Below are 16805 nucleotides of genomic sequence, written 5' to 3' on the forward strand. Positions count from 1 at the left end.
CACAACTTTGTAACCTATGCCTAAGAAATTGTTACCATTTTGACAGAAATGGAGTTTTGAAGCGTTATCATTTGATTTAAAATTAACATATCTTTCAATAATGCAGCCGAAAATTCATTATTTCGTTGCATCTTCTGAACATTTTCGCGCAAATTTTACACAGATTTAACATTTCTCCCTTGAGCAAATAGTAGAATGATAGAAGACAAAGACATTGAAGCACTTGGAGGGTCTATGAACGTGAATGCAGAAGAGAAAAAGAACATCCATACCAGCCCAGCAACAGCATATCTGAACCGTGATCTAAGCTGGATTGAATTTAACCGGCGTGTCCTCCAGGAGGCACAGGATATGGATAACCCGCTTATGGAGAGGGCCAAGTTCCTGGCGATTGTCTCCAGTAACCTGGATGAATTCATCAGTGTCCGTGTAGCGGGGATTCAGGATCAGATCCGGGCAGGCTATACAAAAAAAGATTTTACCGGTTACACCCCCTCCGGCCTTTATAAGCGCTTAATCAAAAGGGTCACCAAAATTATTGCCGACCAATACAGAACATTCCGGGATATCTCCAGAAGTCTGCATAAAGAAGGTATCGTGTTTGTAAATTACGACGATCTTACGCAGGCGCAGGAGCTCTCGATTGAACAATATTACCGGGATATTATTTTCCCTGTACTGACTCCAATGGCCGTAGACCAGAGCCGGCCTTTCCCGCTCGTTCACAGCCAGTTTATCTATCTTGCGGTCGTGCTGACACGAAAGGGTAGTCTGGAAGAGGATCCTTATTTTGCAATTCTGCAGATCCCTTCCAATTTGCCCAGATGTATTCCACTTCCCCACCGTTCCAACAGCAAAAAACGTCAGTTTGTGTTTATTGAGGATGTAATCCGCCATCATATCCAGACTTTATTCAGCGGTTATGATCCAGTGGCCGTTAGTGAATTCCGCTTAACGCGCAATTCCGACCTTACTATTGATGAAGAAGGAGCGGAAGACCTGCTGGAAGAGATTGAAAAGGAGCTGCGCAAACGGCGGAGAGGTGTTCCCGCCCGTCTGGAAGTGCAAAAAGGGATTCATCCTTATGCCCTGGAACAGCTGCAGGCTGAATTCGAGCTTGAAGATTTCGTATTTGAGGTGGAGGGGCCGCTGGATCTCGGTTTCCTGCGCGGTTTTGCAAACAGTCTAAAGGGCTTCTCCTATCTCCATGATGCTCCTATCGAACCGCTCTATCCGGCTGAATTCGATGAGAACGAGGATTTCTTCGAGGTGCTTCGGGAACGTGATGTACTGGTATACCATCCCTATGAATCCTTTGATGCAATGACGGACTTCATCATTCAGGCTTCAGAGGACGAGCAGGTCATGGCCATCAAAATGACATTGTACCGCGTCAGCGGCAACTCCCCACTGATTACAGCACTGGCCAATGCCGCTGAATCGGGCAAGCAGGTCACTGTAGTCGTGGAGCTAAAGGCACGCTTCGATGAAGAGCGCAATATCGCCTGGGCGCGTAAGCTGGAGCAATCGGGCTGTCATGTAGTATACGGTCTGGTTGGCCTCAAGACTCATGCCAAGGTTACGCTGATTGTCCGCCAGGAAGGGCTTGAACTTCGCCGTTATGTACATGTCGGAACAGGCAACTACAATGACAGCACGGCCAAGGCTTATACTGACCTTAGCTTGTTCACCGCCAATAATGAGATCGGCCTGGATGCCTCCGAGCTGTTCAACCAGATGACAGGGTATTCCGCCAATTATGACTGGAACTCCTTCATCGTTGCACCAACCAATATGAGCCTTTCGCTTCAAAAGCTGATTCTGCGTGAAGCTGAGCATGCCGCCGCCGGGCGTCCATCCCGGATCATCGCCAAAATGAACTCCCTCTCCAACCAGGAGGTCATCGACAATCTGTACAGCGCAGCCCAGGCAGGAGTACCGATTGATCTGATTGTGCGCGGGGTGTGCTGCCTGCGTCCAGGGATTGAAGGACTTAGTGAACGCATCACTGTACGAAGCATTGTGGACCGTTTCCTGGAACATTCCCGGATCTATTATTTCGAGAACGGCGGCAACCCAGAGGTCTACTTGTCCAGTGCCGACTGGATGACTCGTAATCTTACCCGGCGTATTGAATTGATGTGTCCCGTGAAAGACAGCCAAATCCGTAAACAGATTGTCAAGATTCTTGATCTGACGCTTAAGGATAATGTAAAGTCCAGTTTCCTGCAGCCGAACGGATACTACGAGCGTGCAGACGACAAAAAGGCCCCTTTCCGGAGCCAGTTCGCCGCTATGGATGTTACCCGCTGGAAGGGAAGCCGAGCTTTACCTTGAGCCCCCAAACATTCCTGAACGTTTTGAGGGCATTCTCAATGTCCTCCAGACCGATCAGGAGCTCACCGGCACCCTGCAGCTCCAGATCAAGCGTATTGCCGTGGAGGCGGGCTTCTAGTCCGCTTACGATACCAATCTCGGTACTATCCAGCGCAATGCATAGCTGTACGAGTGTACCAAGCTTATGAATCCATTCTTCGTCGGAAGCCAGTAAAATGTCCTTGTAGGTCTGGGACAATTTCTGCTTCCGGCTTTTTGTGCTGTAGGAGGCAATCAAAGCTCCCAGAATCAGCTGACGGTGGGTTAGTCCGCGGATCGGAGAGTTCATCAGCCAGTACCGCGTATGCCGCTTGGATTGATAATGGTTAATATTGGAGCCGGTCCGATGCAGCATGATTGACACGTAGATCAGCATCCGTTGCTCATCCCGGTCCCCTTCTGCACCAAATGCATCAAAGAGGCTGAGTGCCAGCTTAAAGATATGATCCAGATGCCGCTTCGATGTACGGATATCAAACCGGATGATCGTATTGAGACTGAATTCCAGCGCACTCTCCCGCACAGGCTGCTCCGGTTCGAGCAGGTCATGCAGCATGCCTTCCCGCAGGCCCTCTCCACTGATTAATGCCTCGCTGGCGCCAATATACTTGTAAACCGTGTGGAAAATAATCAGCCCCGAGACGATAATATCCCCACGGCTCTTGGACAGCCCCTCCAAATCTTTGCGCTTCTCATACGGAATAGTAGGCAGTGTCTCCATAAAGTGATCTATGGTCTCACTGGATAAGGTATAGCCGTGTGAATTCGGAAGGGAATAATCCCGCATCTTCTGGTCCAGCTTCCCCAGAGAGCGCAAAGTTCCACCAAGCCCGTAAAGCGGGAGTCCTGCCCCGCTGTTCAGCCAGTCATGCTCTACTAGTCTCCCTATCACATAGGCCTGAAGTTTACGTACTTGGTCTCCGTTCCAATTGCCACCATGGCTGAACATCAGATTTGTATTGACCGCACCGAACGGAAAAGAAATACTTTGCTGGTAGCGTCGTCCCCGAAATAAGGTGATTTCCGTGCTTCCGCCACCGATATCAATTACAAAGCCATCCTGAACATCAAAGGCATTAATAACGCCCAAGAATCCAAAGTAAGCCTCCTGGTGTCCGCTGATGACTTCAATATGAATCTCTGATGCCTCTGAAAGGTAGGTGATAATCTCCTCGGAATTTGCCGCATTGCGGATAGCCGCAGTGGCGCCGGCGCGAATTTTATCAACCTCAAAGGCGCTGCAAATCTCCTTGAACTGGTGCAGAACAGGAACAATGGTATTCATGTCCTTCCGCTCCAGCCTGCCGTCTTTTGTGATCTTTTCACTCAGACGAGCGGAGTATTTGCACTCCTTGATGATTTTGTAGCCTCCTTCTAGCGTAGTATCATATATTACAAGTCGAATAGAGTTGGAACCAATATCAATAATGCCAATCCGGCATAGATCATCTCTCATCTGTATGTACTCCTTTTCAAGTTGATTGGACATTTATGTATACTATATCACCCATTCCGCTGCGAACCAAAAACAAACGGCCGCCGGAGAAAGGTTCCGGGGCCGTTTGGAGCTAATCTATAGAACTTTACTTAAGAAATCCTTCGTCCGGTCATGCTTTGGATTGCCGAAAACCTGCGACGGTTCGCCTTCTTCCACAATCACGCCGCCGTCCATGAACAAGATGCGGTCGCCTACTTCACGGGCAAAGCCCATTTCATGGGTAACGATTACCATCGTCATGCCATCTTCAGCCAGTTTCTTCATGACCTCCAGCACTTCACCGACCATTTCAGGATCAAGCGCCGAGGTAGGCTCATCGAACAGCATTACATGCGGCTGCATGGCGAGAGCCCGCGCGATAGCAATCCGCTGCTTTTGTCCACCGGAAAGCTGAGACGGATAAGCATCCCGTTTATCTGCAAGACCAACAGTGCGCAGCAGTTCAGTAGCGATTTTTTCTGCTTCTGATGCGGGCTGCTTTCTCACTTTCAATGGAGCCAGCATAATATTCTGCAGTACAGTTTTGTGTGGAAACAGGTTGAACTGCTGGAAAACCATACCCATTTTTTCCCGCGTCACGTTGATGTCATGCTTCTTGTCTGTAATTGATTCACCTTCAAAAGTGATTTCTCCGCCTGTAGGCTGCTCCAGCAGATTCAGACAACGCAAAAAGGTACTTTTGCCCGATCCGCTGGGGCCGATAACGACGACCACCTCTCCTTTTTGGATCTGCAGGTCAATGCCCTTCAGGATTTCCAGCTTACCGAAGCTTTTTTGCAGGTTCTTAACGGTGATCACCTGTTCTTAGCCTCCTTTCCAATAAACCAAGGATCTTAGACAATGTAAATGTCAGAATAAAGTACATTACAGCAATTACGAGCAAGGGATTCAGCCCTTCGTAGCTTATAGATGTAACGGATCTCGCTTCGAACAGCAGATCGGCTACCCCAATCATTGAAACGATGGAAGATTCTTTAATGATGGTGATGAACTCATTACCGATAGCAGGCAGTACATTCTTGATGGCCTGGGGCAAGACTATATAACGCATCGTCATCCCTTGCCGCATACCAAGCGAGCGTGCTGCTTCTACTTGTCCGCGGTCCACACCTTGTATCCCGGCACGGAAAATCTCAGCGAGATACGCGGAGCTGTTAATAGTCAGTGTGATTGCCCCGGATTGAATCGGCGAAAACTCTATGCCAAATTCAGGAAGGCCGTAATGGATTAAAAACAGCTGGACCAGCATTGGTGTTCCACGCAAGAATTCCACCCAGGCTGTCGCAATGAAACGCAGTATCCACCACTTGGACATACGAAGCAAGGAAACTACAATGCCGAGCACAAATCCGAAGAATACCCCCAGCACAGCCAACAACAGCGTGTACTTCAAACCGGAAAGGAAAAAATTGCGGTACTCATAAGCAATATCGAATACATTCATTTTTGGCATAACCTCCTGTCTGCAAAAAAATAGAAAACAGCGGATCACCGCCATTTTCATATCCACTCTTATTATTAAACCTTCCCCCGCAACATTCTGCAGGGGCAGTTAAAAGTAACCCTCCTAAAAGCAAGCCAGAAACATTACTTCTCGGCAAGCTCGCTGGCAGCAGCAACATACTCGTCAATCTTGCCTTCGGCTTTCAGGCGGGTCAGTGTCGCGTTAATTTGTTTCAGCAGTTCATCGTTGCCTTTTTTCACGCCAATTACATAACCGTCATCTGCAACCTCAGGTTTGGCATCTGTAATCGCCAGTCCTTTGACGTTCTTCACGAAAGCTTTGGCAACAGGTCCTTCCATAATAGAAGCATCTACACGGTTGGATTGCAGCTGCAGCACGATTTCGGAAATTTTCCCCAAGGAAGTCAACTGAGCACCTTCAATGCCTTTGGCGATGTCTTCCTGGATGGATCCGGTCTGCACACCCAGCTTGATACCTTTCAGGGAATCCATGGTTGCAAACTTGTCTTTGTCGGCTTCCCGCACAACAACAGCCTGCTCTGCTTTATAATAAATATCAGACAGTCCTACCGCCTTCTCACGCTCTGGAGTTGGACTTAGTCCGGAAATCACCATATCCACTCTGCCGCTGGACAGCTCATTGAGCAGGGAATCGAAGTTAAGGTCCTTGATGACGAGTTCAGCGCCCATATCCGCCGCAATATCTTTGGCAATGTCGATATCAAAACCCACAATGGTATCTTTGCCATCCACTACTTTATGGAACTCATAGGGAGGAAAATCCGCACTGGTTCCCAAAGTAAGTGTCTTGGCAGCAGCTTTGGTACCTGTATTCGCACTGGTGTCCGTAGCTGCACTATTGTTTTTGTTATTGTTGCCGCAGCCGGTCATCAGACCTGCTACCAGCACCATTCCTAGTGAAAGTTTACCCCATTTGTTCATTCTGTGTATCTCCCCTGTTCTCTTTAAGTTCTTAAGTTCTCTAAGTTGTCCCATTGACCGATTTATTATAAATCACTACGCATGAATATGCAAAGACAAATTTGTGACAAAGCTTGCTAAATGCAGAAGGAAAATCAGGAGCACTGCTCAGTCCCCCAACCATTTTGCACATGCTGTTAAAAGAAGTATATACTATATACTATGTACTATCTCCAATTACTCCCGGAATAACCGTGTTGGTTCATACAGTCTCTGCCGGTGGTATTAACTTCTGAACTCACAAAACATAAATTTATGTTTACGAAGCGAGTTTTATGCACAAAACTTTTAGGAGGTGCAATCATGCTAGTTGAGGCTATGTACCATGTTCCCCGCGACAAGTGGGCTTATGCCTACGATGCAAAGACTATACATCTGCGTGTTCGCACCAAACGGGATGATGTGGACTGTGTAGTAGCACTTACCGGGGACAAATACAATTGGAAAGATACTTCTTACGATATTATGATGGAAAAAGCGGCCTCGGACGACATGTTCGATTATTGGGAAGCCGCGGTCCGGCCTAAATATAAACGCCTTAGCTACACCTTTCGTGTGAGCAAAGGCAATGAAACAGTATATCTGCTCGACAATGGGATCCGTTCGGAATGCCCGCAAGCACCCAACCATTTCTATGAGTTTCCCTACATCCACCAAATCGATCTGTTTCAGGTTCCAAAATGGGCCAAGGATGCGGTGTTCTACCAGATTATGACGGAACGGTTCGCCAACGGTGATCCTTCGAATGATCCGGAGGGAACGGAGGAATGGGGCGGCAAGCCGAAGCTGGACAACTTTTTTGGAGGAGATCTGCAAGGAGTGCTGGACCATCTGGACGATCTGCAGGAGCTCGGGATCAATGCGGTCTACTTCACTCCCCTTTTCGTGTCACCCTCCAACCACAAATACGATATTGTCGATTATAAGAAGGTCGACCCCCATTTCGGGGATAATGAGTTGTTCAAAACCGTTGTCGAAGAATGTCACAACAAAGGCATTCGCGTCATGCTGGACGCCGTGTTCAACCACTGCAGTGACAAGTTCCCGCCGTTTCAGGATGTTCTGGAGAAAGGCGAGTATTCGGTATACAAAGACTGGTTCCATCTGAACTCCTTCCCGGCCGAAATTGTCGACGGTATTCCTACGTATGACACTTTCGGTTTTTTTGGCAACATGCCGAAGTTCAATACAGCCAATCACGAGGTGAGGTCCTACCTGCTGGAAGTTGCTGAATACTGGATCAAGGAAATTAAGGTGGACGGCTGGCGGCTGGACGTTGCCAATGAAGTCGACCATCATTTCTGGCGGGACTTTCGCAAAGTAGTCAAAGCTGCCAATCCGGAAGCCTATATCGTTGGCGAAGTATGGAGTGACTCGTTGACCTGGCTGCTGGGGGACCAGTTCGATTCTGTCATGAATTATCCTTTTTCGGGTACGGTACTGGAGTTCTTCAACGGAGGGATGGACGGTATTACTTTCGGTCACCGGATTGGAGGCCTCCTGATGCGTTATCCGCAACAGACCAATGAAGTGGTCTTCAATTTGCTTGGCAGCCATGATACCCCCCGGCTCTTGACCGTATTAAACGAAGACAAGCGGAGACTGAAGCTGGCCGTTGTTTTTCTTTTTACTTTTATGGGTACGCCCTGCATCTATTATGGCGACGAAATCGGCCTTACCGGCAACGAGGACCCGGACTGCCGCAAATGCATGGAATGGGATGAAGCGAAGCAGGATCGGGAGTTGTATGATTTTTACCGGATGATGATTGCGTTGCGAAAGGAAAACAAGGCGCTGCGGGAAGGCCGCTTCCGCATTCTGCAGGCGTGTGAGAATGACCCGTGCATCGTATACGAGCGCTCGGATGACGTGATTCATTTTACGGTATGGATGAACAATTCTCCGGAACCCCGTATCCTTAGCCATCCCATGGAAACCGACGATTGGCAGGATGCGCTTACCGGAGCGTCTGTCGCCCCGGAAGACGGCCTGATGCATATCTCGCTCGACCCTTACGGGTACCGGATTCTCAGCCGGGACTTGGGCTAAATGTTCTGAATGGTCGCAGCACTGCCTTATGGCATCAGATAAACAAAGGACGTTCTGCAAAGATCAATATGATCTGCAAAACGTCCTTTTTATATACTTAAGCTTCTCTTCTACTCCAAAATACGGTTATAAATGTCAATGTACTGCTGCGCCGATACGTTCCAGCTGTAATCACCGGCAAACGCATTTTTGGTTACTTTTTTCCAGTGTTCCGGCTTCTGATAGAACGACACCGCCCGGCGGATGGTGTACATCATATCATGGGCGTTGTAATCCTTGAAGGTGAACCCGTTCCCCTCTCCGGTTTCCTCATTATAGGCATGTACGGTATCGTTCAACCCGCCTGTCTCGCGGACTACCGGAATACTTCCGTAGCGCAGGGCCAGCAGCTGGCCGATTCCGCAGGGCTCGAATTTGGACGGCATGAGGAACAGGTCGCTTGCCGCATAAATTTTGCGGGACAGTGCATCGTTGAACAGGATTTGGGACGACAGCTTGGACGGATAACGCCACTGCGCCTCACGGAACCACCGTTCGTAGACTTCATCACCGGTGCCCAGCAGCACAAACTGGATATCATCATAATAGAGCAGCTCATCCAGCACACGCGTTAGGAGATCCAGACCTTTGGAGTCGACCAGGCGGGTGACCATCGCTAACATCGGGATATAAGGTGCGACCGGAAGTCCCAGCTCCTGCTGTAAGGCGAGTTTATTTTCGGCTTTTTTGGCCAAATTGGAACGGTATCGGGTGTAAATTTGCGGATCGCTGGCCGGATTATAGATCTTAGTATCGATCCCGTTGACGATCCCGCTCAGGCTGTCTGCCCGTGAGTTGAGCAGTCCATCCAGCCCATATCCATAATACGCCGTGCGGATTTCTTCAGAATATGTCGGACTAACTGTCGTGATATGATCGCTGTAGACAATGCCCGCTTTCATGTAATTCACATTCCCGTAATACTCTACACCGAGGAAGTAGCTGTCATCCAGACCCAGTAGTTCACCAAGCACCTCGTAAGGAAATACCCCCTGATACAGAAGATTATGAATGGTAAACACGGTACGGATTTCCTTGTAGAATGGATTGTGGCGGTAATGCCCCTGAAGAAGCATCGGAATCACCGCCGCATGCCAGTCATGACAGTGCAGCACATCCGGCTGAAAATCAATAATCTCCAGGCACTCCAGAACCGCACGGTTGTAGAAGGCAAAACGCTCGCCATCATCCATATAGCCGTAAATTCCGTCCCGTCCAAAATAATATTCGTTATCAACAAAGTATATCGGAATGCCGTCATATACCAACCGTTCAATGCCGCAATACTGATTGCGCCAGCCGATCGGTACACTCAGAACAGCAACATGTTCCATTTGGGAAACAAATTTCTCTGGAATCCCCCGGTACTTAGGCAAAATCACCCGGACATCCACACCTGCGCCTTTCAGCGCTTTGGGCAACGCTCCAATGACATCGGCCAGCCCTCCCGTTTTGACAAACGGATGGGCTTCAGCTGCAGCGAATAAAACCTTCATATCTCGATATCCCCCTTAATTGTATGGACTGCGGTCCCTTTTTTATTTTACTGCCTTTCGGCCTGATTTCTTCAACACCAGGAAGCTTAGTGGGGGAATGGTTAGTTCAATGCTGTTGACCTGATTGTGCCATTCATATTTGGTGCTCTTCATCGGATCATTGTGCATACCCGACCCACCGAATTCTATATTCTCCGAGCTAAACAGCTCCTCATAGGTCCCCGGGCGGGGAACTCCAATCCGGTACAATTGCCGTTCCACCGGTTGGAAATTGATGATGATCAGCAAGGTATCGACCGGTTTTTTGCCACGCCGGATATAAGAGACAATACTCTGGCCGCTGTCGTCGGCATCAATCCACTGGTACCCTTCCATATCATGATCAAGCTCCCACAATGCTCTTTCGTTCACATAGAGCTTATTCAGCGCAGCCGTGAAGGCCAGCATGCGGCGGTGGCTCTCATAATCCAGCAGCAGCCAGTCGAGCTGGTCCTGGTCCTTCCATTCGATATACTGACCGAATTCCCCTCCCATGAACAGCAGTTTTTTGCCGGGATGGCTGATATGGTAACCCAGCAGCAAGCGAAGGCCTGCAAATTTCTGCTCGTAGCTGCCTGGCATTTTGTCGAGGAGTGACTTCTTGCCGTGCACCACCTCGTCATGGGATAACGGAAGCGTATAATTCTCGGCATAGGCATAACAGATGGGAAAGGTCAACAAATGATGATGATACGGTCTCTCCCCGAAATCATGTTCTATGTAACCCAGTGTGTCATTCATCCAGCCCATGTTCCACTTGTAGTTAAATCCCAGTCCTCCCTCATGCACCGGAGCTGTAACGCCCGGCCAGGCACTTGACTCCTCCGCCATCATCAAAGCCTTCGGATAATAGTGGTAGATCGTCTTATTGAGTTGCTGAATAAACCGGATGGCATCCAAATTTTCCAAACCGCCATTTACATTTCTGCGATATTCATGATTCTTTTTTTCGAAATCCAGTCTGAGCATACTGGTGACTGCATCTACACGCATTCCGTCAATATGATACATCTCGAACCAGAACAGCGCATTCGATATCAAAAAGGATGAAATTTCCGGTTTGCTGAAATCAAAGGAAAGTGTCCCCCACCCCGGTTTCTCGGCCAGCATTGGATCAGCATATTCATACAGCGGCGACCCGTCGAACAATCGAAGTCCATGGGCATCTTTGGCAAAATGAGCCGGAACCCAGTCGAGGAGCACGCCGATGCCTGCCTGATGCAGCTTGTCGATCAGAAACATCAGATCCTGCGGTTCCCCAAAGCGGCTTGTCGCAGCAAAATACCCGGTGCCCTGATATCCCCAGGACAAATCATATGGATGTTCAGCGAGAGGCATGAATTCGACATGGGTGTAGCTCATTTCCAGCAGATAGGGAATCAGAAGCTTACTCATCTCACGATAAGTGTATAGTTCACCATCTTCTTTTTGGCGCCAGGTTCCAAAATGCATTTCGTAAATATTCAGCGGTGCCTGATAAGGTGCCTTGCTCCGCCGCCGCCAGGCAGCGTCCCCCCAGGTGTAGCCATCCAGTTCAGCAACAATAGAAGCAGTGGCCGGACGCACCTCCGCTTGGAAGGCATAAGGGTCTGCTTTGAGGAAGCTTGACCCGTCTGCAGCCACAATCCTGTATTTGTAAAAAGTTCCCGCTTTCATCTCCGGAAAAAAACGACTCCAAATTCCTGAATCGGGTATCTTATATAACGAGTCCACGTCTTCAGTTCCATCCCAGCCGTTATGATTACCAGCCAATCCTACATATGTCGCATGAGGAGCCCACACGGTAAAGCGTACGCCAGGTATTCCTTCTTCAGCGGCAATGTGCGCGCCCAGCATCGTATAGCTGCGATAATTCGTGCCCTCATGGAACAAATAAATATCATCGTTTGACGGGAGGTTAACAGTTGCTGATATATCGGCCAAATCATCACCACCTTCTAATATAGGATGCACCTTTAACATTACCCGAATGTGCCTGATTTGAAAATGATTTCGGGCAGAAAATCGGGGGTTCAAGAATTAAGAAAATTATTCATGTAATTTTTGCAGAGATAAGGCAATATATTTCACCTATGCGTTTCAAGTGCTTGCTGAGCGTGTATATTACAAGCATTGACAAAAAAATGGGAGGGATAACAAATGAGTAAAAAAGAATGTATCGCCATGCTTCTGGCAGGCGGGGAAGGCCGCAGATTGGCTCCCTTGACCTCCACCATGGCTAAGCCCGCAGTCCCTTTCGGAGGACAATATAGAATCATTGACTTTCCCCTCAGTAACTGTGTGAATTCCAATATTGATACTGTAGGGGTACTGACACAATATGAAGCTAATTCCTTGCACAACCATATTGGAGCGGGTGAGCCATGGGGGCTCCATACCCAGTCGAACAAAGGTGTGAAGCTGCTTCCTTCCGGCGTTGAAGGCAGAGACAGCTACACAGGAACAGCCGATGCTATTTATAAAAACATTGAATTTATTGACAGCCACAGCCCTGAGCATGTCCTAATTCTGTCGGCGGATCACATTTACCATATGAATTACAAGAAAATGCTCAATTATCATGTGGGCAAATCGGCAAAAGCCACCATTTCAGTCATGGAGGTGCCTTGGGATGAGGCCAGCCGGTTCGGTGTGATGAATGTGAATGAGGAGCTTAAGATTTCCGAATTCGCAGAGAAACCCAAGGTTCCAAAGAGCAATCTTGCTTCGATGGGAATATACTTATTCGATTGGAAATACCTCAAAGAGCATTTGCTGCGGGATGCAGCTAACCCTGCCTCCAGCCATGATTTCGGCAAGGATGTGATTCCAGCCATGCTGGATGGCCATGATGAATTGTTCGCATACCGTTTCAAAGGCTATTGGAGAGATGTTGGTACCGTCGACAGCTTGTGGGAAGCTCATATGGACCTGTTGCACGAAGACAAAGGCTTCAAGCTTGATAACTCCCGTTGGCCCATGTACAGCAGAGCCCGCAGGATAAAACCAGCTCCACATAAACCACGCCTTCAGATGCCTACCACTGACAGCCTGGTGAACGAAACCTGCCTGCTGGAGGGCAGTCTGAATCGTTCGGTTGTTTTTGGAGGAGTTGAAATCGGCAAGCTGAGCCTGGTTAAACAGAGCGTCATTATGCCTGGGGTAAAAATTGGCCGTGGGGTATTGATTGAGAACGCCATTATAGGCGAAGGTGCAGTCATTAAAGATGGTGCCGTGATCAAAGGCAGTGCAGAGAACATTGTAGTCGTTGGGCCACATGAGATCGTAGCTGCCAAACCGGTGATTAAGACCCAGCCTTCCCGTCTTTTGCAGGAAGTATACGAAAAAACAGGCCGTCTGCGTGCAGAAGGACTTCCTTCTTAACAACTATATATGTTCAAAAAAGGATGAGGAAGCTGTCAACGACAGCTTCCTCATCCTTTTTATCATCTCAATATTCATGTTATAGCAGTTTGTCTTCCTGCGAAGCAGTGACAGTCTGCTCTTCCGTCATAGGCAGGATCACTGTTACCTGCGTCCCCTTGCCAAGCTCACTGTCCATTTCAAGCTTGCCGCCATGAAGCTCCACGATTTGCTGAGAAATCGCGAGGCCTAGACCCGTGCCGCCATTCAGCGCATCCACCTGGAAGAACCGGTCGCGTACTCTGCCAAGATGCACCTCACTGATACCTATCCCGCTGTCACGAACAACGACTGCCAGTTCACTGCCGCTCAGACAGTGTGCGGACAAAACAATGCTTGAATCTTCGGGGGAAAATTTCACAGCGTTATCTACCAGGTTAAGGAATACCTGCTTCAACCGGTTAGCGTCAGCCTTGATATAGAACGTCTCGTCGCATTCCAAAAGCAGATGAATCCGTTTCTTTTCTGCTTTGGCCCAAATGTTCAGAATCGTCTCCTGAAGCAGCACTTTGATATCTACACGGCCCATTGACAACTTCATCTCGTTCTGCTGTAGCTTGGAGAAATCGAGAATCTCTTCCACAAGCCCAATCAGCCGGTCGCTTTCTTTGGAGATAATGCCCATGCCCAGCTTGGTTTCCTCGGGATCATACCCGCCTGAAATAAGCGTTTCGCTCCAGCCCTTAATGCTAGTAAGCGGGGTCCGCAGCTCATGCGAGATGGAGGAAATGAAATCATCCTTAATCTGATTACTGCGGATAATTTCATCTGCCATGTAATTCAGGGTAGAGGCCAAATCCCCAATTTCGTGTTTGTAATCGCCTTTGATCCGCGTTGTGAACTTGCCTTTGGCCATCTGGGCTGAGACCGCCGTAATATTCTTCAGCGGCTTCACAATGGAATTTGCCAGACCGAAACTGAACAATACCACAATCGACATCACCGCCACACCAATTCCGATCGATACCAGTGTCAGGTTCAACAGGTCACTGTCGATTCTCTCCATGGAGGTAATGTAACGGATCACATAAGTTTCTCGCCCGTTGATATGCACCATCTTGGACACCGCCATTACACTCTCATTCGTTCCGGGCTGGCGTCCCACCCAGCGGCCGAAGCTTCCCCCCACCGCCTCTGGTACATCACTTGTTGTAATCGTGCGGTCGGGCTGAAATCCAGTGGAGCTGATGAGCATATTGCCATCCAGTGTCAGCACCTGCAGCTCGGTATAGTCCATTTGAAAGAAATCCAGCAGCTTTTGCAGCTGATTGGGCGAGTGATCCCCGGAAATCTCATATTTCTGGAAATCCTCCGCCATTCCGATATGCAAGGTGATTTTACTGTATACACTGTCATAGTAATACGTCCGGATCGCCAGCAGGAATATAACCTCAACGAGGAGAAGCGCCACAAAGACGACAAAAATATAGTGCAATACAATCTGTCTGCGCATCCCCTTCTTGATCATTGTGCTTGGCCTTTCCACTTATAGCCATGACCCCACACGGTCTGAAGATATTCCGGCTCCGAGGGATTATTCTCGATCTTCTGACGCAGCCGGCGGATGTTCACATCCACAATCTTGGGATCCCCCATATATTCCTTGCCCCAGACATGATCAAGCAGTGAATCCCGGCTAAGCGGGGTATTCTCCATCTCCAGAAAATACTGCACCAGTGAAAATTCGGTCGGTGTCAGCTCAATGGCCTCTCCGCTGCGCTTGAACTGCTTGGAAATCAAATCAAGTGTAAAGGGTCCGGAATGAAAAGATACCTTGGCGGACTGCTCACGGTGAACATTGACCCGGCGCAGCAGTGACTGGATGCGTGCGATCAGCTCAGTAGGACTGAACGGTTTGCTGACATGGTCATCTGCTCCTACCGAAAGGGCATATACTTTATCCTGTTCCTGTACTTTGGCCGTCAGAAAAATGATCCCCAGACGCTCATTGGTCTCCCTGATCCGTCTGCATACCTCAAAACCGTCGATGCCTGGCACCATGACATCCAGAAGTGCAATGTCAATATCCGGCACCGTTGTCAGCTTGTGAAGGGCTTCATTACCGTCTGCTGCCTCCAGTACTTCAAAACCGTTCCGTTTCAGATTAATCACGATAAAACTCCGGATGGATTCTTCATCCTCCAGGATTAATACCTTACTCATCGATTCCCTTCCTTTCAATAGGCGAGGTGATTTTATTGCTTTCTCCTCCGCTTTTGCTCTCATCCAATTCTCCACGGTAGCCGATTATTTTGTCCATATCGCTTCCTAACAGCTCCCAGCCTTCATTTTTCTCCCGCTCCCATTCAACAGGAGTAAAAAAAGAAACCTCAGCGACCGTTTTTCCGGTGTCCAGCATAATAAATCTTAGATATTTATCCTGAACGGACTTGGTGTCAACCGTCACCTTCTCGAACCACTTCGGTAAAATGTTAATCGTGAATCGGTCAGACGGGTCCTGGTACAGCTGATCGGAGAACGTAAGACCGTTCTTCCCATCCCATTTGTAATAGGAATTAAAATAAGGGATCGTCTGCGGATCGAAATATTCCCAGCCCTTTGGCGGCTCGAGCAGGCCGATCTCCAAAATACCGTCACCGTCGATGTCTTCACTGACAATCTTTCGTTCTTTAAACGTCCGCGCGTCTCCCGGAACAACCACCCGCAGCTTGTTGTTATCCATCACAACCATGGTTGTGTATGCCGAATGGGAATCCACCGCAGCATCCAGGATAATACCTTCTTTGTTCTCTGCTACTTTTCCTGAGACAATATTGTAATAATTACTGAAATACGGGTCCAGATCATCCAGTTCATCCAGAACCTTGAACCCGTCACTGTACTGATAGGTTGTAATTGTGGCAAATTCATTACGCTTGAAATTCACAACCGTGATGTCTTCAATGCCATCCTCGTTCAGGTCATCCAGCAAATATTTGGTGTAGGGCTGGGTCAGCACTTCCTCCAGGACTCCGCCCGTATAGCGGTACACTACCATGCCTTTTTCTTCACCGCGTGAGTATCCTGCAATGATATCCAGTTTGCCGTCGCCGGTCACATCCTGGATATCAACAGAATCGAGCTCCATCCCGTTGCCGTCAAATACAAGCTTCTTCACCCAGCCTTCATCCTGCTTCTCCAAAATCATCCCGTGAATCTGTACCGTTTCGTTCTTGGTAAGATAGAACACCAGCGTCTCCATGACGCCGTCCTTATCCAGATCCTCCGTGAAAATAGAACTGTCATCGTCATTCGCCGGACGAATCAGTGTGGAGCCGGCGGGCTTCAGTGAATTGATCGCTGTCATCAGTGATGCCTTGTCAGCCGACAGCTGGGGTGCCTTCATCCGCGAAACAGGGTCACTGATAAAGGTGCAGCCTGACAGCACAGACAGTGACAGTGATAACGCCGCCAGACGCTTTATAACATGTCTACTCAACTTCATCACTCTTTCCCGGTTA

Annotated in this window: 12 protein-coding genes; 3 read left to right on the forward strand and 9 right to left on the reverse strand. The window is 48.7% G+C overall.

Going from position 1 to position 16805, the window contains the following annotated elements:
- Nucleotides 1–234 precede the first annotated feature (234 nt).
- Nucleotides 235–2337: a polyphosphate kinase 1 gene (gene ppk1, locus A3842_RS16145; protein WP_074102064.1), complete on the forward strand. Its 2103-nt coding sequence runs from the start codon at nt 235–237 to the stop codon at nt 2335–2337.
- Here the strand turns inward: ppk1 and A3842_RS16150 are convergent.
- From A3842_RS16150 to A3842_RS16165, 4 genes are all read right to left on the reverse strand, one after another.
- Nucleotides 2303–3865 (reverse strand): Ppx/GppA phosphatase family protein, encoded by a 1563-nt coding sequence (locus tag A3842_RS16150; protein ID WP_083606935.1) that lies wholly within the window; start codon nt 3863–3865, stop codon nt 2303–2305. The two genes, ppk1 and A3842_RS16150, sit on opposite strands and share 35 nt — an antisense overlap.
- 84 nt (nt 3866–3949) lie before the next feature.
- Complete coding sequence (locus A3842_RS16155; protein ID WP_074084513.1) at nt 3950–4672, reverse strand: amino acid ABC transporter ATP-binding protein; 723 nt, start codon at nt 4670–4672, stop codon at nt 3950–3952.
- Nucleotides 4659–5318, reverse strand: coding sequence for an amino acid ABC transporter permease (locus A3842_RS16160; protein ID WP_074102065.1), 660 nt, complete (start codon nt 5316–5318; stop codon nt 4659–4661). Before A3842_RS16160 ends, A3842_RS16155 begins: the two co-directional genes overlap by 14 nt.
- A gap of 143 nt (nt 5319–5461) precedes the next feature.
- On the reverse strand, nt 5462–6280 hold the full coding sequence (locus tag A3842_RS16165; protein ID WP_074084515.1) for a transporter substrate-binding domain-containing protein: 819 nt from the start codon (nt 6278–6280) through the stop codon (nt 5462–5464).
- A gap of 342 nt (nt 6281–6622) precedes the next feature.
- Between A3842_RS16165 and A3842_RS16170 the strand changes: the two genes are divergently transcribed.
- A complete protein-coding gene (locus tag A3842_RS16170; protein ID WP_074102066.1) occupies nt 6623–8368 on the forward strand; it encodes an alpha-glycosidase in 1746 nt (581 codons plus the stop codon).
- Nucleotides 8369–8478: 110 nt separating this feature from the next.
- Here the strand turns inward: A3842_RS16170 and glgA are convergent, their stop codons facing one another.
- The gene (gene glgA, locus A3842_RS16175; RefSeq protein ID WP_074084517.1) at nt 8479–9903 is read right to left on the reverse strand and encodes a glycogen synthase GlgA; all 1425 of its coding nucleotides are present in this window, start codon (nt 9901–9903) and stop codon (nt 8479–8481) included.
- Between the two features lie 42 nt (nt 9904–9945).
- On the reverse strand, nt 9946–11865 hold the full coding sequence (gene glgB, locus A3842_RS16180; RefSeq protein ID WP_074102067.1) for a 1,4-alpha-glucan branching protein GlgB: 1920 nt from the start codon (nt 11863–11865) through the stop codon (nt 9946–9948).
- A 216-nt stretch (nt 11866–12081) separates the two neighbouring features.
- Here glgB and A3842_RS16185 point away from each other — a divergent pair, with 216 nt between their 5' ends.
- Complete coding sequence (locus tag A3842_RS16185) at nt 12082–13305, forward strand: glucose-1-phosphate adenylyltransferase (protein WP_074084519.1); 1224 nt, start codon at nt 12082–12084, stop codon at nt 13303–13305.
- A 79-nt stretch (nt 13306–13384) separates the two neighbouring features.
- On the opposite strand, the gene A3842_RS16190 is transcribed toward A3842_RS16185, so the two are convergent.
- From A3842_RS16190 to A3842_RS16200, 3 genes are read right to left on the reverse strand one after another with little or no spacing between them, the layout of a single operon-like run.
- A complete protein-coding gene (locus A3842_RS16190; RefSeq protein ID WP_074084520.1) occupies nt 13385–14812 on the reverse strand; it encodes a sensor histidine kinase in 1428 nt (475 codons plus the stop codon).
- The gene (locus A3842_RS16195) at nt 14809–15507 is read right to left on the reverse strand and encodes a response regulator transcription factor (RefSeq protein WP_074084521.1); all 699 of its coding nucleotides are present in this window, start codon (nt 15505–15507) and stop codon (nt 14809–14811) included. The genes A3842_RS16190 and A3842_RS16195 overlap by 4 nt, the downstream gene beginning before the upstream one ends.
- Nucleotides 15500–16783 (reverse strand): hypothetical protein, encoded by a 1284-nt coding sequence (locus tag A3842_RS16200; RefSeq protein WP_178381938.1) that lies wholly within the window; start codon nt 16781–16783, stop codon nt 15500–15502. Before A3842_RS16200 ends, A3842_RS16195 begins: the two co-directional genes overlap by 8 nt.
- Nucleotides 16784–16805: the final 22 nt, after the last annotated feature.

This window comes from Paenibacillus sp. P3E (assembly GCF_001909045.1).
Lineage (GTDB): Bacteria > Bacillota > Bacilli > Paenibacillales > Paenibacillaceae > Paenibacillus_AQ > Paenibacillus_AQ helianthi.

Excerpts from the sequence above, each read along its gene's own strand:
- ppk1 (WP_074102064.1), top strand. The coding sequence starts at position 235 with ATGAACGTGAATGCAGAAGAGAAAAAGAACATCCATACCAGCCCAGCA.
- A3842_RS16150 (WP_083606935.1), bottom strand. The coding sequence starts at position 3,865 with ATGTCCAATCAACTTGAAAAGGAGTACATACAGATGAGAGATGATCTA.
- A3842_RS16160 (WP_074102065.1), bottom strand. The coding sequence starts at position 5,318 with ATGAATGTATTCGATATTGCTTATGAGTACCGCAATTTTTTCCTTTCC.
- A3842_RS16165 (WP_074084515.1), bottom strand. The coding sequence starts at position 6,280 with ATGAACAAATGGGGTAAACTTTCACTAGGAATGGTGCTGGTAGCAGGT.
- A3842_RS16170 (WP_074102066.1), top strand. The coding sequence starts at position 6,623 with ATGCTAGTTGAGGCTATGTACCATGTTCCCCGCGACAAGTGGGCTTAT.
- glgA (WP_074084517.1), bottom strand. The coding sequence starts at position 9,903 with ATGAAGGTTTTATTCGCTGCAGCTGAAGCCCATCCGTTTGTCAAAACG.
- A3842_RS16185 (WP_074084519.1), top strand. The coding sequence starts at position 12,082 with ATGAGTAAAAAAGAATGTATCGCCATGCTTCTGGCAGGCGGGGAAGGC.
- A3842_RS16190 (WP_074084520.1), bottom strand. The coding sequence starts at position 14,812 with ATGATCAAGAAGGGGATGCGCAGACAGATTGTATTGCACTATATTTTT.
- A3842_RS16195 (WP_074084521.1), bottom strand. The coding sequence starts at position 15,507 with ATGAGTAAGGTATTAATCCTGGAGGATGAAGAATCCATCCGGAGTTTT.